This window comes from Corynebacterium minutissimum (assembly GCF_016889765.1).
GTDB classification, from domain to species: Bacteria; Actinomycetota; Actinomycetes; order Mycobacteriales; family Mycobacteriaceae; genus Corynebacterium; species Corynebacterium minutissimum_B.
On sequence record NZ_CP069533.1, the window covers coordinates 1,672,610 to 1,690,414 of the forward strand.

The window sequence follows — 17,805 nt, forward strand, 5'->3', positions numbered from 1 at the left end:
GTACAAAGGGCCCGCCTTCTGCCGGCCTCTTGAGCGGAGTTAATCCGCTGACACGCATCTTCCTCATGTTCGTGTGGGTCACCCCATTGTTGCTCTCCGTGGACGTGGTTTTCGGGGGAGTGTCACTGGCGCTGACCATGCTCGTTGCCCCGCTGTGTGGGGTGTCGTGGCTGCGCATGCTGAAGGCGGGCTGGTTCCTTTTCCTTATCGCTCCGATTTCTGGCATTTCCATGCTGCTCTACGGTGCCCCGGGTGGGCGCGAATACTTCACACTGTGGCTCATTACGGTGAGCGATAACTCGATTGAGCTTGCCATCGCCATTACCCTGCGAGTCTTTGCGGTGGCGCTGCCCATGGTGGTGCTCGCGCGCGCTATCGATCCCACTGAGCTGGGCGACGCCCTCTCCCAAATCCTCAAGCTGCCGTCCCGCTTCGTCATTGGTGCCGTGGCCGGCGTGCGCATGATGACGCTGTTTAAGTCGGATTGGCAGTTCCTCGCCATGGCGCGGCGCGCGCGTGGACTGACGGATGAAGGTCGCATCAAGCACCTCATCACCATGTCCTTCGGGTTGCTTGTTCTTGCCCTGCGCCGCGGCGGCAAGCTTGCCACGGCGATGGAGGCGCGCGGATTCGGCCGTACTCCGCCCGGCGGTGGCCAGCGCACATGGGCCCGCCCTTCGCGTCTTGTGCAACGAGACTGGCTGGTGATGGCCGCGGGTGTGATCCTCGCTGCACTTCCGGTGGTAGTTTCGGTGCTAAGTGGTTCGTGGAGGTTCTTCGGTCTCTAAAGCCTCCACGACACCGAGACTGCACACGCAAACCCAGAAGTGGTGAAAAGAAAACACATGCAGGAGACACAGGACGTCCAGGACGTTGACTACAACAGCCAGATGGAACGGCTCTTGGAGGACGTGGTTAAGCTCTCCGCCTCCCGCAAACGCCCGCTCAAGCCAGTAACCGTACTGATTGACGGTCCCTCAGGCGCCGGCAAAACGTGGACCTCAGTGGCCTTGGCGGAACGTACAGGCTGGCGCGTGGTTCACCTCGATGAGTTCTACCCCGGCTGGCGTGGGCTGGAGGCCGGTTCCGTCATGGTTGCTGAACAGGTTCTGCGGGAGAACAACCCGGGCTACTGGCGCTGGGATTGGGATACCAATGCGCCGAAGGATTGGGCCAGCCTTGACGCGCGCGATGACCTCATCGTGGAAGGCGTTGGTTCCGTCACCGCGGAAAATATTGCCGCGGCGAAAGAGCGCGGATCCGTCGTGACTGTCCGCATTGATGGGCCGCGTGAGCAGCGCCGCAAACGCGCACTGGAGCGCGACCCCGCTTATGAGGAATGGTTCGAAACCTGGGAGAACCAGGAAAAGAATTACTTTGCTGATATCGCGGTCGAAGCCGACCTCACCTGGGAGTGGACGTAGCCACACAGGGGATTTTGGCAGATCAGGAGGCTGGTGGTAATCTAACCCACGGTTTCATCTTTGTCTGAGATGAAAAGTCTGATCAGTTTCTCGGCCACTACCGGTCGAGGGAAGTTCTGGACATGCGGAAGGGCCCCGGAGAAGAGCCCCTATTTTTGCATGTTTGACTCACCTTCCTTGATCAGTTGAAGCCGAAGTCATACAGAAAGACTAGATTTATGCCAACTATTCAGCAGCTGGTCCGCAAGGGCCGCCACAGCAAGAAGGCCGAGGTCGCTACGGCAGCCCTCAAGGGTTCCCCGCAGCGTCGCGGCGTGTGCACTCGTGTGTACACCACCACCCCGAAGAAGCCGAACTCCGCTCTGCGTAAGGTTGCTCGTGTTCGTCTGACCTCCGGTATCGAGGTTTCCGCCTACATTCCGGGCGAGGGCCACAACCTGCAGGAGCACTCCATGGTGCTCGTCCGCGGTGGTCGTGTGAAGGACCTCCCGGGTGTTCGCTACAAGATTATCCGTGGCGCACTGGATACCCAGGGCGTGAAGGACCGTAAGCAGGCTCGTTCCCGCTACGGCGCAAAGAAGGGACAGTAATCAACAATGCGTAAGAATGCTGCACCGAAGCGTCCTGTAGTCAAGGACCCGGTTTACAACTCCGAGCAGGTCACCATGCTGGTGAACAAGATCCTCAAGGACGGCAAGAAGTCCACCGCTGAGCGCATCGTGTACGGCGCTCTCGAGGCTTGCCGTGAGAAGACCGGTACCGACCCGGTCGGCACCCTGGAGAAGGCTCTGGGCAACATCCGCCCGGATCTTGAGGTTCGCTCCCGCCGTGTGGGTGGCGCTACCTACCAGGTCCCGGTTGAGGTTAAGCCGGCTCGTTCCAACACCCTGGCACTGCGTTGGTTGGTGACCTTCACCCGTCAGCGTCGTGAGAACACCATGATCGAGCGTCTCGCTAACGAGATCCTGGATGCATCCAACGGCCTGGGTGCTTCCGTCAAGCGTCGTGAGGATACTCACAAGATGGCTGAGGCTAACCGCGCCTTCGCCCACTACCGCTGGTAATTCCTGCGGAAAATTGTTGCCGCATGGCTACCTGGCCCGAACAACGACATCATCGTTTACCTGCGCTGATAGCGTGAGGGGACGTCCTTGAAGAAAGGACCCCGCCACGCGCACAGTGCAGAACACAACTTTAATAGCGTTGTTCGGGCCATTTTTGTGTACTGGGGAGATGTATGCCCTGCGTGCACAGTCAAAAACCTCATGCAGTAACATGCACAGCGGGACAGTGGCAGCCCATATGTGAGGTGCCCTGAGTTCCTCACGCTGCCGCGCTAGCCTAGACGTGGCAAAATAGATCAAGACCTATCCATGAAGACGTCTTTGTAATGTGAGTCAGTGCCGAGCTGGCTCCGGCGTCGACGACAATTAAGTTGGGGTATAAACCGTGGCACAACAAGTGCTTAAGGATCTGAACAAGGTCCGCAACATCGGCATCATGGCTCACATCGATGCCGGTAAGACCACCACGACCGAGCGCATTCTCTTCTACACCGGTATCAACCGTAAGGTCGGCGAGACCCACGACGGTGCTTCCACCACTGACTGGATGGAGCAGGAGAAAGAACGCGGCATTACCATTACGTCCGCTGCTGTGACCTGTTTCTGGGATAATAACCAGATCAACATCATTGACACCCCGGGCCACGTGGACTTCACCGTTGAGGTTGAGCGCTCCCTGCGTGTTCTCGATGGCGCCATTGCCGTCTTCGACGGTAAAGAGGGCGTTGAGCCGCAGTCTGAGCAGGTGTGGCGTCAGGCTGCTAAGTACGACGTGCCCCGTATTTGCTTCATCAACAAGATGGACAAGATGGGTGCGGACTTCTACTTCACCGTTGACACCATCATCGAGCGCCTTGGTGCCAAGCCGCTGGTTCTGCAGCTTCCAATCGGCGCAGAGGATGACTTCGACGGCGTCGTCGACCTCATCGACATGAAGGCCATCACCTGGCGCGGCAAGGTCGAAACCGGTACCGAGGGCACCATCGAGGAGATCCCGGCTGACCTCCAGGAGAAGGCTGAGGAGTACCGCGAGAAGCTGCTCGAGTCCGTCGCTGAGTCCGACGAAGAGCTCATGGAGAAGTACTTCGGTGGCGAGGAGCTCACCAAGGAAGAAATCCAGGGCGCCATCCGCAAGATGACCGTCAGCTCTGAGGTCTTCCCGGTCATGTGTGGTACCGCATACCGTAACAAGGGCATCCAGCCACTGCTCGACGCTGTCGTGGCTTACTTGCCGAACCCGCTCGACATCGGCGAGATCCAGGGCCACGCTGTCGGTAACGAGGATGAGGTCATCACTCGTAAGCCGTCCGTAGAGTCCCCGTTCTCCGCTCTTGCCTTCAAGATTGCTGCTCACCCGTTCTTCGGCCAGCTGACCTTTACCCGCGTGTACTCTGGCCAGGTTGTTCCGGGTACCGAGGTTATGAACTCCACCAAGGGTAAGAAGGAGCGCATCGGTAAGCTCTTCCAGATGCACGCCAACAAGGAGAACCCGGTTGAGCAGGCAGATGCCGGTAACATCTACGCCGTCATTGGTCTGAAGGAAACCACCACCGGTGACACCCTCTGTGACAAGGATGACCAGATCATCCTCGAGTCCATGGACTTCCCAGACCCGGTTATCAAGGTCTCCATCGAGCCGAAGACCAAGGCCGACCAGGAGAAGCTGGGTACCGCTATTCAGAAGCTCGCTGCTGAGGACCCGACCTTCACCGTTGAGCTCGACGAAGAGACCGGCCAGACCGTTATCGGCGGTATGGGCGAGCTCCACCTCGACGTTCTGGTTGACCGCATGAAGCGCGAATTCAAGGTTGAGGCGAACATCGGTAACCCACAGGTTGCTTACCGCGAGACCATCCGCAAGAAGGTCGAGTCCCTGGACTACACCCACAAGAAGCAGACCGGTGGTTCCGGCCAGTTCGCAAAGGTCATCGTTACCATCGAACCGTACAACCCGGAGCCGGAGGAGCTGGAAGAGGGCGAGTCCGCAACCTACAAGTTCGAGAACGCCGTCACCGGTGGTCGCGTGCCGAAGGAGTACATCCCGTCCGTCGATGCTGGTATCCAGGATGCTATGCAGTACGGCTACCTCGCTGGCTTCCCGCTGGTGAACATCAAGGCCACCCTTGAGGATGGCGCGTACCACGACGTTGACTCCTCTGAGATGGCCTTCAAGCTTGCTGGCTCCCAGGTCCTCAAGGAGGCCGTTGCCAAGGCAAAGCCGGTTCTGCTGGAGCCGGTCATGGCCGTCGAGGTTGTTACCCCGGAGGAGTACATGGGTACCGTGAACGGTGACATTTCCTCCCGCCGTGGCCAGGTCTTCGCTATGGAGGACCGCTCTGGTGCCAAGGTGGTTAAGGCTAAGGTGCCGCTGTCCGAGATGTTCGGCTACATTGGTGACCTGCGTTCTTCCACCGCTGGCCGTGCAAACTTCACCATGGTCTTCGATTCCTACGCTGAGGTTCCGTCCTCCGTGGCCCAGGAGATCATCGAAGAGCGCACCGGCACCAAGGCCTAAGCGGCCCCGCCGTTTAGCCCGCAAAGCGGGGCTGGTAATCTTCGCCAGTAGACCGCCAGCTCCCTGCGCTGGGGGTAGCGGTCGGCTGAACGCGCAGGCACATGTGTGCGTGTTGAGCCGGCCGTTACCCTCCCAGGATCCTTTAAATTGATTCTTGTCGAGGGTCAACGACCGCACGTTATGCGCGGGGTTACCTCCTATTGAGGCAGTTTGAAAAAACTGCGGCATAAATCTAGGATCGTGTAACTGGCACGTAAAGAAAGCGTCATTAGCGCTTATGGGCTTCGGCTCGAAGTGCCAATGGCAATACAAACCACGTGGCTGCGAAATACGTAGCCGCCATAGAGTCCAGGAGGACAAACAGTGGCAAAGGAGAAGTTCGAGCGTACGAAGCCGCATGTGAACATCGGCACCATCGGACACGTCGACCACGGCAAGACCACCACCACCGCAGCGATCACCAAGGTTCTGGCTGACGCTTACCCGGAGGAGAACACCGCTTTCGCCTTCGACATGATCGATAAGGCTCCGGAGGAGAAGGAGCGCGGTATTACCATCAACATCTCCCACGTTGAGTACTCCACCCCGAAGCGCCACTACGCACACGTGGACGCCCCGGGCCACGCCGACTACATCAAGAACATGATTACCGGTGCTGCTCAGATGGACGGCGCTATCCTGGTTGTTGCTGCAACCGATGGCCCGATGCCGCAGACCCGCGAGCACGTTCTTCTGGCTCGCCAGGTTGGCGTTCCGTACATCCTCGTTGCACTGAACAAGTGTGACATGGTTGACGATGAGGAAATCATCGAGCTCGTTGAGATGGAGATCCGTGAGCTGCTCGCTGAGCAGGACTACGACGAGGACGCTCCGATCGTTCACATCTCCGCTCTGAAGGCTCTTGAGGGCGACGAGAAGTGGGCACAGTCCATCGTTGACCTGATGCAGGCTTGCGATGACTCCATCCCGGATCCGGAGCGCGAGCTGGACAAGCCGTTCCTGATGCCGATCGAGGACATCTTCACCATTACCGGCCGCGGTACCGTTGTTACCGGCCGTGTTGAGCGTGGCTCCCTGAACGTTAACGAGGACATCGAGATCATCGGTATCAAGGACAAGTCCATGTCCACCACCGTTACCGGTATCGAGATGTTCCGCAAGATGATGGACTACACCGAGGCTGGCGACAACTGTGGTCTGCTTCTGCGTGGTACCAAGCGTGAAGAGGTTGAGCGTGGCCAGGTCTGCATCAAGCCGGGCGCTTACACCCCGCACACCAAGTTCGAGGGTTCCGTCTACGTCCTGAAGAAGGAAGAGGGCGGCCGCCACACCCCGTTCATGGACAACTACCGTCCGCAGTTCTACTTCCGCACCACCGACGTTACCGGCGTCATCAAGCTGCCGGAGGGCACCGAGATGGTCATGCCGGGCGACAACGTTGAGATGTCCGTCGAGCTGATCCAGCCGGTCGCTATGGACGAGGGCCTGCGCTTCGCTATCCGCGAGGGCTCCCGCACCGTCGGCGCTGGCCGCGTTACCAAGATCCTCGACTAATCCACGCTGATTAGCGGGATGTTGTAACATCCTTGAGCCGCTCAATCCCAGCAGGGGTTGGGCGGCTTTTGTGATCGTGGGGAGACTAGGCTGGGGAGTCATGTTTGATCCGACTCGCATCGATCGCACTCTTGCCGCCTTACGCACCGCGTGGGAGGGGCAACCCGACCTGCCCCTGGGCACCCTCTTCGGCATGCTTGCATCGGAAGGCTATGGCTGGGGTGTATCCGACGACGATCTCACGAGGCGTTTAGAGGACATGGCTCGAATCCACCCGCCCCTGCTACCGCTTTCCGACGCCTCCCTCATCACCCACGGCCTTTGGCTCACCGTCACCGAAACTCACCGCGTGACGCTCTCACCTGGAGCCTCATCGGAGACGTCCCACGCTGTAGTTCGCCCCATTCCAAAGGAAGGGGTGAAGGGCCAGCCCGTCGCATGGTCAGTGTCCGCTTTACGGCCCGTCGGCCCGGGCCGCCCCTTAGTCATTGCCGACAGCGAAGGTTTCGAGCACCGCTTCGGTATCGTTCACTCGGTTACCCGGCTGAAGGAAGATAGGCGCTCGTTGGACGGTCTCAAGCGTCGCAGTGTTGGTGACCGCGTATGGTTCATCCGGACCGCAGCCGAGACCATCATCCTTGACCACGGTCTCCATGTCATCGAACGCAAGAACCGCGAGCTCGCACGCGCCGACTTCTCCTGGGACCGTATCGAGAAGTGCGAGCCCGGCTCACCACTCGATGTCCACCTATCTCGGGGCACACAGCACTCATTTGGCGTCGTCGAGGACATCATTCTCGTCGAAAACGAGCCGTGGTCGCCGTCCTAGGATACCTAGGATCGCCGATGCGCCCGCTGACCGTGGTGTGGTCGGCGGGTTTCGCCGTCTCGACGTTTACCTCCACTAGCTGCGGGATCGCCGGTGTGCCCGCTAACCGTGGTGTGGTCGGCGGGTTTCAGCGTTGCGTCGTGGGTGCGAAGCTTCAGCTCGCACCCGGTGGGTCGGGTGGTTGGCCTGTGGTTTGTCCTGTTGCCTGCTCAGCGGCGAGTCTGTTAAGGGCTTCTTGGTATTCGGGTGTGGCGGTTATCGGTGCACCCCAGGGCGGGATGTAGCTCACCCCGGTGTTCAGCCGGAACATGTAGCCCCTGCCGGTGGGGCGTTTAGGGTCATCGTCGTTAATACCGTTGTGGTAGGCGCACAGGAAGGTGAGGTTTTTGAGGTTAGTAAAACCTCCTGCCTGCCAGGGGATGAGGTGGTGGACTTCGCAGTAATCAGCTGGTTTGTTGCAGCCGGGCCTAGAGCAGGTTTGGAATTCAGCAGCCAGGCTGATGCGTTGTTTCCAGCTGGCATGCCGCTGAATCCTATAAGAGTTCACCGGCCCTTCAAGGGGGTGGATAATGGTGGCGTAGCCAATCTCAGCAAACTTGTAGGCCAAAAAGTCTGCCCCGCTCATGCGCCCGCCGTTGGTGAGGTTAAGTTCGATTTCCTCCCCATCACCATTAATAATTTGGTCGAGTTCGTTGAGAGTGACAACGACTTGAGCATGTACGGCAGGTTTAGTGCCAATACCGCCGGTGACAATGACGGTGCGGGCAGCATCAAGCAGGTTTGTTTTATTAACGGATTCTAGGGTTCCGCGGATATCAGCGATGACGGTCGGGGCGTCGGTGATGGTGATGGAGTTAGGGCCCTTAGAGCGGTAGGTGAAGCGGACTCCGGGTTTAGCTACACGTTTGGCACGAAGCTCCTTTAAGCGCTTGGTGGCAACCTGGCGGATTTTGTGGGCGGGGGTGCCGGCAAGCTTGATGCGTAGGTTCCAGGCATCAAGGTCCTTTTTGACTTTGGCGGTGTAGGACTCAATCAGGGTGAGAACGCTAAGGCTATGTTGTTGTGCCACCGCGGCAGCACGGGCTTTGCGTTGTTTGCCGGTAAAGCGAGTTTGCCCGAAGTAGATGCGGTGAAGGTGGGCAAGTTCTGTGGCATCAGCTGGGTCGGCGCCGAGTGCGCGGAGCTCATCGAGTGAGCTGGTTGCTTGTTCCACTAGCGCGATCCCCGAGTTGCGGTAGTGGAAGTAGGTTTCTAATACCCCCATGGCCACGAAGCTTAAAACAGGCCCACCAACCCCGCAACCGGAACGAGAAAAGCCTCATCGCGAGGGGCTGAACTCAAAAGCCTACTTAGGCGATGGCGCTGCGCACCTTGGTGAAGTGAACCTTGTAGGTGGTATCCAAGTCCGCGTCCGGGAAAGCCGCGCGGAAGTCGCGGTCATTGACCTCGATGGCATCTTTGATGCGCAGCAGCGGGGTGTCGGGGTCAGCGAGAATCTCGTACTGCATCGTCGGACGGCCGCGGTCATAAGCAACCAAGCGCGAGACCTTCTCCACACCGTCGATATCGGACAAGGTATCGGCCACTGCACCGGCAATGGCAGTCATGCTGGTCTTGATGGCACCGTCTTCATTGGAGGCATCGGAATGCACAGTATTGAACCGATGGTGGCGCAGATTCGCAATGATAAGCCACAGCCCCACTAACGCCAACACCACCGTGGCAGCAGCCAAGGCATAAACCCACCAGGATTGCTCCGGCAGCCCAGCCCACGTGTCATGGTCAACCCACTTCGCCAGGTACGTAGCGAATTCGACGTTAAAGTGAATGAGAATCGGCCATGTACCCAACGCGATGAGCACGATACCCAGAATGGCGAGGATCGTGCGGTCCACGCCGGCCAGCTTTTTAGACATTGGCAATCTCCTCTTGGTCGTTCTCAATGGCAACGGTGAGCTCGGGGGCCGGGGAGATACCGGCAAGCGCAGCTTCCACTGCATCAGTAACGCGCTCTTTGAGTTGGGAATCCTCGAGATCACCCGTAGCAGTGACGGTTAGGCTGGCTCGGTTCGCGGAAATCTTCGCCCGGCTGCGCGCAGCACTAGCACCCGGAACGCGGCGAGCGGCAGCAGAGGCGATACGTGCGATGTCGACCGCTCTCAGCCACATGGACGCGTCGTCCGAGGCGATGTTCACGTGCGTGGTTTTACGCGGCGCGCATGCCGCCCACAGAAGGATGAGCCCCACAACAATGCCGATGCCGCCTCCGATGAGCATCCACGTCTCAACGTCAGGTTTCGACATGACGTCGATGAACGGCTGCAGCCAGGACTGGCCGCCTTCGTCCGCGCCAACTACCCAGGCTTCCCGGCCTGTTACCACGGCGGCGGCGAGTAACACGATGCCCAAGATGACAGTCCACGTGCGTGCCGGTGGTGAGGCCTTAGGGCGCTGGCCGAACGCGATGGGTTGAGTTTTCTCACTCATGGTGGGCTCCTTCGCCGAACGGGGTAATGGTAATGGCACGCAACGGGGCCGGCCGGGGAACGTCCACTCGGCGGGTGAAGTCCGCCGAGGGGCGAATCTCTACCGGCCGCAGAGCGCTGGGCTGGGGCGCGGACACGCGGCGCGGTTGTATCGGGTGGGGTGCTTCGACCGAACGCGGCGGAACCGGCCGGGGTGTCTCAACGCGCTGCAGGCGGAATTCACCAGGCATCTCCACCGGCCGCACGGGCACAGGCGGGGGAGTGTGGACGTCGCGCAGGCGCTGCTGGGGAGCAGTGCTGATAGGCCGCAATTCCTCGTAGCGCTGCGTCGAAGGGGCAAAGCCGGAGGTCCGCACGGGGGCATCGCCTAGCAATCCCACCGACCGCACGGCTGTTTCCGCGGGAGCCTCAACGCCTCGCACCGCAGGCGGGGTAGGAGTTGCAATCTGACGCACCGCCACCCCGCGCGAGGTCGTGACGGGCCTAAGCTCACGGGGTGACACGGAGGCCGGAACACGCGCAGCAAGCGGCGAGCGTGCGGCCACCTCAAGTGCTGACGTGCGCTCGCCAGCCACCGCGCCACCAACGGTCACGTTGACGCGGGTCGTCCGGAAGCCAGTGAAATCCTGCACGGCCTCCGAAATTGCAGTGCGCACTGCCGACGCCACATCAGTCACCGGCGACGGCCAGTACACGGCAATGTCCGCATCAACCGCCACGACCTTCGTATCCGGGTCCATCTGCGCCATAACACGCGGAAAGGCTCGGCCAGCGAGGCCGGCCAGTTTGGCGTCGACAGCCGCGGTTCCCGGCACACTGGCAATGGCGGAGCTAATCACCTTCTCCATTGCCCGCAGTGAGAATTGGGTACGGCCTGCGTCGTCGAACGGAGTCGTCACTAGCCTTGGCCTCTATCCTGGCCAACCACGCCTTTCCATACGGCGGTGAGGTCGATGCGGCCGTCGAAGTGCGCGCCAACCACGCCGCCAATCGCGGCCAAAAGAACCGCGAGAACGACGTACCAGACGCCGAGGTAGATGAAAAAGGCGAGAACCAAGCCGGCGAGAACGCCGAGGGAGGTGTAATTCTTCATGGTTTTCCTTTAGTTCTGTGGGGAGGCAGCAGGGCTGTCAACTGCATCGGCGAAGACCACGTCCACGGTGCGTGCGGCGGGCCACGTGCTGTGGACGGTGTCCCGGATGGCGTCGCCAAGCTCGGCGAGGACGACCTCGCTCCTCACATCGACGACGACGTGCAGCTCGAGGTGGGTATCATCGCGCGGTGAGGGCCGGGAGATGCCGTGGACTCGCTTGCCCGGGAAGAGCAGGGCCACTTCGCCGAATCTGCCGGGGCTGAGCTTGGCGACGCCCCTCAGTCCCGTCACCGCCTCCACAATCGCCCGCGCGTCCTCCGCTGTAAGTCGTGGGGTCTGCTGACTCACTTAAGCCTGGCCCTGCGTGACGGCCGGGGTGGTGTCCTCGGACTCTTGCTCCTCGCGCGGCAGCTTGACATCGTGGACTACCACGTCGACGCGGTCCACGGACAGGCCCGTCATGCGCTCCACGGCATTCATGATGTTGCGGCGAATGGCCTCAGCCAGCTCGTGAATGGCAACGCCGTACTCAGCGATGATGGCGATGTCAATGGAAGCCGTGCCGTTGGCAACCTCTACGGACACACCCTGACGGACATCCTCGGAGGCGCCGAAGGACTCACGGATGGAGCCCATCATGCGGGCACCACCGCCGCCCAGGGCGGCCACGCCGGAGACCTCGCGAGCAGCGATACCAGCGATCTTGGATACCACGACGTCGTCAATGCGGGTGGTGCCGAACTCCGTCTCCAGGTTCTTGTTGCGTTCCGGGGCGGTTGCCGGGGTGGCGGCTTCAGTCTTCTCAGCAACGTCCTTCGGGGTGGTGTTTTCAGCCATGGTGAATCCCTCTCAGTTCTCGGGGTGGGGTGATCTAGTCGGGCGGCACATGCCCGCTATCCCCGAGCTTATCCCTGAACTACGACTTTGTCGGGTCGAGAGCCAAACTTTAGTTGAAACGTGATTTTAGGCACGGTTTTCGTAGCGGTTTGGAAAACGGGAGGCTACATGCTTAAATACAGGGGTTGCTTTAACACAGCAACGTAACCGCAGGCACAAGCTTGTAGGGCGTTGTTGCTGGTAAAGCGAACATGACACCTTTGTTGTGGGGCTTGGATGAGTCGCACTCGAAGGTCATCTGATCGGGCTAGGTCCGCGTTTGAGCAGAGACACCCCCGAGACGATGGACCGGAGAAGGAGCATGGCAAATAAACAGCGGCAGTATATGAATAAGACTTTGGTTGCAGATCTGTGATCGAACGCCCCAGTCTTCTTCCTATTGACTTTGACTACGGGTCTTGTACCCCGTCATGAGCACTGCACGGGCTGGGCATTTGCCTAGCGCTGTATCTCATGGTCGTCATGACAGTCAGACAACTGGCGTTGTGCCAAGGCTCCAGCCCGGACAACGTTATAGAGAAATCGAGAAGCAATTTCCCACCGCTTCACGCCCCGGAAAGGCCGGGAATGTGAAAGTGGGGAAGCGAGGAAGAGGATAAGCGTGGCGGGACAAAAGATCCGCATTCGGCTGAAGGCCTACGACCACGAGGCTATCGACGCTTCTGCAAAGAAGATCGTTGAGACCGTAACCCGTACGGGTGCTCGTGTTGTTGGTCCGGTGCCGCTCCCAACCGAGAAGAACGTATACGCCGTTATTCGTTCTCCGCACAAGTACAAGGACTCTCGCGAGCACTTCGAGATGCGCACTCACAAGCGCCTCATCGACATTCTCGACCCGACCCCGAAGACCGTTGACGCTCTTATGCGCATCGACCTTCCGGCAAGCGTCGACGTGAATATCCAGTAAGCGATCGACACAACGTATTTGGTGGAGAACTAATTATGAGTGAAAACGAGATCAAGGGCATTCTGGGCACCAAGCTCGGCATGACCCAGGTCTTCGACGAGGAGAACCGCGTTGTGCCGGTCACCGTCGTCGAGGCTGGGCCGTGCGTGGTTACCCAGATCCGCACGAAAGAAACCGATGGCTACGACGCCATCCAGATTGCCTTCGGTGAGAAGGACCCGCGCAAGGCCAACAAGCCGGCCGCTGGTCACTTCAAGAAGGCTGGCGTGACCCCGCGCCGCCACGTGGCTGAAATCCGCATGGATGACACCTCTGCATACGAGGTGGGCCAGGAGGTCAAGGTGGATATCTTCGAGGGCGTGACCTTCGTTGACGTCACCGGCACCACCAAGGGCCACGGCTACGCCGGCGCCATGAAGCGCCACGGCTTCGCAGGCCAGGGCGCTGCCCACGGTAACCAGGCTGCTCACCGCCGCGTCGGCGGTATCGGCGGCGCTTCGTTCCCGGGCCGCGTCTTCAAGGGTAAGCGCATGGCTGGCCGCATGGGCCAGGACCGCGTGACCACCCAGAACCTGAAGATTCAGAAGATTGATGCCGAGTCCAACCTGCTGCTCATCAAGGGCGCTGTCCCTGGTGCGCGCGGTGGCCTCGTCACCGTTAAGACCGCAGTGAAGGGCGGTGCACACGCATGAGCAACCTCAAGCTAGACGTCCAGACCGCTGACGGTAAGACCAACGGCTCTGTTGAGCTGCCGGCCGAGCTCTTTGACACTGAAGCATCCATCGCTTTGATGCACCAGGTTGTCAACGCTCAGCTCGCTGCTGCTCGCCAGGGCACCCACAAGACCAAGACTCGCGGCGAGGTCCGCGGCGGTGGCCGTAAGCCGTTCCGCCAGAAGGGCACCGGTCGCGCCCGCCAGGGCTCCATCCGTGCACCGCACTACACCGGCGGTGGCACCGTGCATGGCCCGGTTCCGCGCGACTACTCCCAGCGCACCCCGAAGCGCATGATCAAGGCTGCTCTCTACGGTGCACTGTCTGACCGTGCACGTAACGAGCGCATCCACGTCATCGAGGAGCTCGTCCCGGGTCAGACCCCGTCCACCAAGCAGGCCAAGGCCTTCATCGAGCGCCTCACCGACCGCAAGAACGTTCTTCTGGTCATCGGCCGCGAGGACATTAATGCTCGCCGCAGCGCCAACAACCTGCCGAACGTCCAGATCTTGGACGCCGGCCAGCTGAACACCTACGACGTCCTCTACTCGGACGACGTTGTGTTCTCCGTTGAGGCTCTGCACACCTTCGTCGAGCGCGCCACCGGCGCCGCCGAGGAAGCTAAGGAGGAGAAGTAATGGCTAAGCTCGCTAACCCGCGCGACGTCATCATCGCACCGGTTGTGTCCGAGAAGTCCTACGGCCTGATGGAGCAGAACGTCTACACGTTCTACGTCTCCACGGACTCCAACAAGACCCAGATTAAAGATGCCGTAGAGCAGATCTTCGGCGTGAAGGTTGCTTCCGTCAACACCGTCAACCGTGCAGGTAAGCGCAAGCGCACCCGCACCGGTTACGGTCAGCGTAAGTCCACCAAGCGCGCCTACGTGACGCTCCGTGAAGGCAGCGACTCCATCGACGTCTTCGGCGGTTCTGCTAGCTAGCAGAACGGCTTAAAGAGCCGATAAGGAAAAGGAAGAATTATGGCTATTCGTAAGTACAAGCCGACAACTCCGGGTCGCCGCGCATCCTCCGTGTCTCAGTTCGAGGAAATCACTCGTTCCACTCCGGAGAAGTCCCTGCTGCGCCCGCTGAGCAAGACTGGTGGTCGTAACAACTACGGCCGCATCACCACCCGCCACATCGGCGGTGGCCACAAGCGCCGTTACCGTCTCATCGACTTCCGTCGTACCGACAAGGACGGCATCCCTGCAAAGGTCGCTCACATCGAGTACGACCCGAACCGTACCGCTAACATCGCCCTGCTGCACTACGCAGATGGCGAGAAGCGCTACATCATCGCCCCGAAGGGCCTGAAGCAGGGCACCGTCGTCGAGTCCGGCCCGAACGCAGATATCAAGGTGGGCAACAACCTGCCGCTGCGCAACATCCCGACCGGTACCACCATCCACGCTGTGGAGCTCAAGCCGGGCGCTGGCGCTAAGCTGGCTCGCTCCGCTGGTGCCTCCATCCAGCTGCTGGGTAAGGAAGGCAAGTACGCCATCCTGCGTATGCCGTCCTCCGAGATCCGTCGCGTCGACATCCGTTGCCGCGCCACCGTCGGTGAGGTTGGCAATGCCGAGCAGATGAACATCCGCTGGGGCAAGGCCGGCCGTATGCGCTGGAAGGGCGTCCGCCCGACCGTCCGCGGTGTCGTTATGAACCCGGTCGACCACCCGCACGGTGGTGGTGAGGGTAAGACCTCGGGTGGTCGCCACCCGGTGTCGCCGTGGGGCCACAAGGAAGGCCGCACCCGCAACCCGAACCGTTACTCGAACAACATGATCGTGCGCCGTCGTCGCCCGAACAAGAAGCGCTAAGAGGAGGTAAACAATGCCACGCAGCCTGAAGAAGGGCCCGTTCGTCGATGAGCACCTCCTCAACAAGGTAGATGCTCAGAACGAGGCCGGCACCAAGCAGGTCATCAAGACCTGGTCTCGCCGCTCCACCATCCTGCCCGACTTCATCGGTCACACCTTCGCCGTCCACGACGGCCGCAAGCATGTGCCGGTGTTCGTCGAGGACTCCATGGTTGGTCACAAGCTCGGCGAGTTCGCACCCACCAAGACCTTTAAGGGTCACGTCAAGGACGACAAGAAGGGACGTCGATAAGCGATGAGTGACACCATCACCTCCGCATCTGCAACGGCTCGCTACGTCCGCGTTACCCCGATGAAGGCACGCCGCGTCATCGACTTGGTTCGCGGAAAGTCCGTATCCGAGGCACTTGCAATCCTGAAGTACGCTCCGCAGGGCGCCGCTAAGCCGGTTGCCAAGGTGGTTGCTTCCGCAGCTGCCAACGCTGAGAACAACTTCGGCCTGGATCCGCGCACCCTGGTCATCTCCGAGGCTTACGCCAACGAGGGTCCGACCATGCGTCGTTTCCAGCCGCGCGCACAGGGCCGCGCATTCATGATTCGTAAGCGCACCAGCCACATCACCGTGGTTGTCGAGAGCCAGAAGGAAGGGGCCAAGTAATGGGCCAGAAGATCCATCCTCACGGCCTACGTTTGGGCATCACTTCCGACTGGAAGACCCACTGGTACGCCGATAAGGACTACGCCAACTACGTAGCCGAAGACATCAAGATCCGCCAGTACCTGGAGAAGGGCCTCGACCGCGCCGGCATTGCCGACGTCGTCATCGAGCGCACCCGCGACCGCGTCCGCGTCGACATTCACACCGCCCGCCCGGGCATCGTGATTGGCCGCCGCGGTGCTGAGGCTGACCGCATCCGCCGCGAGCTCGAGAAGCTCACCGGCAAGATGGTTGCCCTCAACATCCTCGAGGTCAAGCAGGTTGACGCCAACGCAACCCTGGTTGCGCAGTCCGTCGCCGAGCAGCTGGTAAACCGCGTGGCTTTCCGCCGCGCAATGCGCAAGGCCATCCAGTCCGCTATGCGCCAGCCGCAGGTTAAGGGTATTAAGATCCTCCTGTCTGGTCGTCTGGGCGGCGCTGAGATGTCCCGCACCGAGCGCTACCACGAGGGTCGCGTTCCGCTGCACACCCTTCGCGCCGAGATCGACTACGGCACCGCAGAGGCCCACACCACCTTCGGCCGCATTGGCATCAAGGTGTGGATCTACAAGGGTGACGTTGTCGGTGGCGTGCGCGAGTCCGAACTGAACGCTCCGGCGCAGGGCCGTGGCCGCGGTGACCGTAACGGTCGTCCGCGTCGTGGTGGCCAGCGTCGTCAGCGCGCACAGCAGAAGCAGGAGGGCTAATCCATGCTGATTCCTAAGCGCGTCAAGTACCGTCGCCAGCACCGCCCGAACCGCTCGGGTGTGTCCAAGGGCGGTAACCGCATCAACTTCGGTGACTACGCCATCCAGGCTCTTGAGCCGGCGTACATCACCAACCGTCAGATTGAGGCCGCACGTATCGCCATCAACCGCCACGTCAAGCGTGGCGGTAAGGTCTGGATTAACATCTTCCCGGACCGCCCGCTGACCCAGAAGCCGCTCGGTGTTCGTATGGGTTCCGGTAAGGGCCCGGTCGAGAAGTGGGTTGCCAACGTTAAGCCGGGTCGCGTCCTCTTCGAGATGACCTACCCGAACGAGGAAACCGCCATCGAGGCACTGCGCCGCGCTGGTCAGAAGCTTCCGTGCAAGGTCCGCATCATCAAGAAGGAGGACCAGTTCTAATGGCTACCGGTACCCCCGCCCACGAGTTCCGTGAGCTCGACAACGCTGAGCTGGAGACCCGCCTGAAGGACGCGAAGGAAGAGCTCTTCAACCTTCGTTTCCAGAAGGCCACCGGCCAGCTGACCAACAACCGCCGCATCGGCACGGTTAAGCGCGACATCGCCCGCATCTACACCGTTCTGCGCGAGCGCGAGCTGGGCCTGTCCGTTGCTCCGGGAGCTGAGGCTTAATCATGAGTGAGGCAAACGTGAACACTAAGAAGGAAAAGGGCGCTCGCAAGACCCGCACCGGCATCGTTGTCTCCGACAAGATGGACAAGACCATCGTTGTCGAGCTCGAGGACCGCAAGCAGCACGCCCTTTACGGCAAGATTATGCGCACTAACAAGAAGGTTAAGGCGCACGACGAAGAGAACACCGCCGGCATTGGCGACCGCGTTCTCATCTCCGAGACTCGCCCGCTGTCCAAGGACAAGCACTTCCGTCTCGTCGAGATCGTGGAGAAGGCTAAGTAAAACCTAGCCCGCCCTACGATGCACGAACCCCGGCACCCCACTCGGTGCCGGGGTTTTCGCGATCCCAAACGCGGTGCCATTGTGGTATCACTGAGACCTGACTTAGGTCATGGGCGGGTGAGTAACGTCACTCTGACACTGTAACCTGTTGGTTTTCGTCGGTGGG

The 17,805-nt window shown here is 60.4% G+C and carries 25 protein-coding genes; 18 read left to right on the forward strand and 7 right to left on the reverse strand.

Annotated features, from left to right (window positions below):
• Positions 1-65 precede the first annotated feature (65 nt).
• The 7 genes from I6J26_RS07755 (at position 66) to I6J26_RS07785 (ending at position 7,386) form a co-directional block, all read left to right on the forward strand.
• The gene (locus I6J26_RS07755; RefSeq protein ID WP_115024221.1) at positions 66-788 is read left to right on the forward strand and encodes an energy-coupling factor transporter transmembrane component T family protein; all 723 of its coding nucleotides are present in this window, start codon (positions 66-68) and stop codon (positions 786-788) included.
• Positions 789-845: 57 nt separating this feature from the next.
• Positions 846-1,424 (forward strand): isopentenyl transferase family protein, encoded by a 579-nt coding sequence (locus tag I6J26_RS07760; RefSeq protein WP_115021144.1) that lies wholly within the window; start codon positions 846-848, stop codon positions 1,422-1,424.
• Positions 1,425-1,642: 218 nt separating this feature from the next.
• Positions 1,643-2,014, forward strand: a complete 372-nt coding sequence (rpsL, locus tag I6J26_RS07765; RefSeq protein WP_039673673.1) for a 30S ribosomal protein S12 — start codon at positions 1,643-1,645, stop codon at positions 2,012-2,014.
• A gap of 6 nt (positions 2,015-2,020) precedes the next feature.
• Entirely contained in the window at positions 2,021-2,488 is a 468-nt protein-coding gene (rpsG, locus tag I6J26_RS07770; RefSeq protein WP_039673675.1) for a 30S ribosomal protein S7, read from the forward strand.
• 385 nt (positions 2,489-2,873) lie between these two features.
• Positions 2,874-5,003, forward strand: a complete 2,130-nt coding sequence (gene fusA, locus I6J26_RS07775; protein ID WP_115021145.1) for an elongation factor G — start codon at positions 2,874-2,876, stop codon at positions 5,001-5,003.
• 363 nt (positions 5,004-5,366) lie between these two features.
• Entirely contained in the window at positions 5,367-6,557 is a 1,191-nt protein-coding gene (tuf, locus tag I6J26_RS07780; protein ID WP_115021146.1) for an elongation factor Tu, read from the forward strand.
• 100 nt (positions 6,558-6,657) lie between these two features.
• Positions 6,658-7,386 (forward strand): hypothetical protein, encoded by a 729-nt coding sequence (locus I6J26_RS07785; protein WP_115021147.1) that lies wholly within the window; start codon positions 6,658-6,660, stop codon positions 7,384-7,386.
• A gap of 154 nt (positions 7,387-7,540) precedes the next feature.
• On the opposite strand, the gene I6J26_RS07790 is transcribed toward I6J26_RS07785, so the two are convergent.
• The 7 genes from I6J26_RS07790 to I6J26_RS07820 all read right to left on the reverse strand — a co-directional run bounded on the left by I6J26_RS07790 (position 7,541) and on the right by I6J26_RS07820 (position 11,802).
• The gene (locus I6J26_RS07790) at positions 7,541-8,650 is read right to left on the reverse strand and encodes an HNH endonuclease signature motif containing protein (RefSeq protein ID WP_115021148.1); all 1,110 of its coding nucleotides are present in this window, start codon (positions 8,648-8,650) and stop codon (positions 7,541-7,543) included.
• Between the two features lie 85 nt (positions 8,651-8,735).
• Positions 8,736-9,302 carry an alkaline shock response membrane anchor protein AmaP gene (locus I6J26_RS07795; RefSeq protein WP_115021149.1) on the reverse strand — a complete coding sequence of 189 codons (567 nt, stop codon included), beginning with the start codon at positions 9,300-9,302 and terminating at the stop codon, positions 8,736-8,738.
• Positions 9,295-9,873: a DUF6286 domain-containing protein gene (locus I6J26_RS07800; RefSeq protein ID WP_115021150.1), complete on the reverse strand. Its 579-nt coding sequence runs from the start codon at positions 9,871-9,873 to the stop codon at positions 9,295-9,297. The genes I6J26_RS07795 and I6J26_RS07800 overlap by 8 nt, the downstream gene beginning before the upstream one ends.
• The gene (locus I6J26_RS07805; RefSeq protein WP_239121745.1) at positions 9,866-10,771 is read right to left on the reverse strand and encodes an Asp23/Gls24 family envelope stress response protein; all 906 of its coding nucleotides are present in this window, start codon (positions 10,769-10,771) and stop codon (positions 9,866-9,868) included. Before I6J26_RS07805 ends, I6J26_RS07800 begins: the two co-directional genes overlap by 8 nt.
• Positions 10,771-10,965 carry a hypothetical protein gene (locus I6J26_RS07810; protein WP_042529283.1) on the reverse strand — a complete coding sequence of 65 codons (195 nt, stop codon included), beginning with the start codon at positions 10,963-10,965 and terminating at the stop codon, positions 10,771-10,773. The genes I6J26_RS07805 and I6J26_RS07810 overlap by 1 nt, the downstream gene beginning before the upstream one ends.
• Positions 10,966-10,974: 9 nt before the next feature.
• On the reverse strand, positions 10,975-11,313 hold the full coding sequence (locus I6J26_RS07815; protein ID WP_181815331.1) for a hypothetical protein: 339 nt from the start codon (positions 11,311-11,313) through the stop codon (positions 10,975-10,977).
• Positions 11,314-11,802 (reverse strand): Asp23/Gls24 family envelope stress response protein, encoded by a 489-nt coding sequence (locus tag I6J26_RS07820; RefSeq protein WP_039673696.1) that lies wholly within the window; start codon positions 11,800-11,802, stop codon positions 11,314-11,316.
• Between the two features lie 661 nt (positions 11,803-12,463).
• Between I6J26_RS07820 and rpsJ the strand changes: the two genes are divergently transcribed.
• Genes rpsJ through rpsQ form a run of 11 tightly spaced genes read left to right on the forward strand, consistent with a single transcriptional unit; the run spans position 12,464 to position 17,639 of the window.
• Positions 12,464-12,769, forward strand: a complete 306-nt coding sequence (gene rpsJ / locus I6J26_RS07825) for a 30S ribosomal protein S10 (protein ID WP_003848085.1) — start codon at positions 12,464-12,466, stop codon at positions 12,767-12,769.
• Between the two features lie 35 nt (positions 12,770-12,804).
• A complete protein-coding gene (gene rplC, locus I6J26_RS07830) occupies positions 12,805-13,461 on the forward strand; it encodes a 50S ribosomal protein L3 (protein ID WP_070673486.1) in 657 nt (218 codons plus the stop codon).
• Positions 13,458-14,120 (forward strand): 50S ribosomal protein L4, encoded by a 663-nt coding sequence (gene rplD / locus I6J26_RS07835; protein ID WP_039673702.1) that lies wholly within the window; start codon positions 13,458-13,460, stop codon positions 14,118-14,120. Before rplC ends, rplD begins: the two co-directional genes overlap by 4 nt.
• Positions 14,120-14,425: a 50S ribosomal protein L23 gene (gene rplW, locus I6J26_RS07840; protein ID WP_039673704.1), complete on the forward strand. Its 306-nt coding sequence runs from the start codon at positions 14,120-14,122 to the stop codon at positions 14,423-14,425. The genes rplD and rplW overlap by 1 nt, the downstream gene beginning before the upstream one ends.
• A 39-nt stretch (positions 14,426-14,464) precedes the next feature.
• A complete protein-coding gene (rplB, locus tag I6J26_RS07845; RefSeq protein WP_039673706.1) occupies positions 14,465-15,301 on the forward strand; it encodes a 50S ribosomal protein L2 in 837 nt (278 codons plus the stop codon).
• Between the two features lie 13 nt (positions 15,302-15,314).
• Complete coding sequence (rpsS, locus tag I6J26_RS07850) at positions 15,315-15,593, forward strand: 30S ribosomal protein S19 (protein WP_010189646.1); 279 nt, start codon at positions 15,315-15,317, stop codon at positions 15,591-15,593.
• 3 nt (positions 15,594-15,596) lie between these two features.
• Positions 15,597-15,959, forward strand: a complete 363-nt coding sequence (gene rplV, locus I6J26_RS07855; RefSeq protein WP_039673710.1) for a 50S ribosomal protein L22 — start codon at positions 15,597-15,599, stop codon at positions 15,957-15,959.
• Positions 15,959-16,705, forward strand: coding sequence for a 30S ribosomal protein S3 (gene rpsC, locus I6J26_RS07860; protein ID WP_070673489.1), 747 nt, complete (start codon positions 15,959-15,961; stop codon positions 16,703-16,705). Before rplV ends, rpsC begins: the two co-directional genes overlap by 1 nt.
• 3 nt (positions 16,706-16,708) lie before the next feature.
• A complete protein-coding gene (rplP, locus tag I6J26_RS07865; RefSeq protein ID WP_070673490.1) occupies positions 16,709-17,125 on the forward strand; it encodes a 50S ribosomal protein L16 in 417 nt (138 codons plus the stop codon).
• Positions 17,125-17,355, forward strand: a complete 231-nt coding sequence (gene rpmC, locus I6J26_RS07870; protein ID WP_005276944.1) for a 50S ribosomal protein L29 — start codon at positions 17,125-17,127, stop codon at positions 17,353-17,355. The genes rplP and rpmC overlap by 1 nt, the downstream gene beginning before the upstream one ends.
• A gap of 2 nt (positions 17,356-17,357) precedes the next feature.
• A complete protein-coding gene (rpsQ, locus tag I6J26_RS07875) occupies positions 17,358-17,639 on the forward strand; it encodes a 30S ribosomal protein S17 (protein ID WP_039673717.1) in 282 nt (93 codons plus the stop codon).
• Positions 17,640-17,805 lie beyond the last annotated feature (166 nt).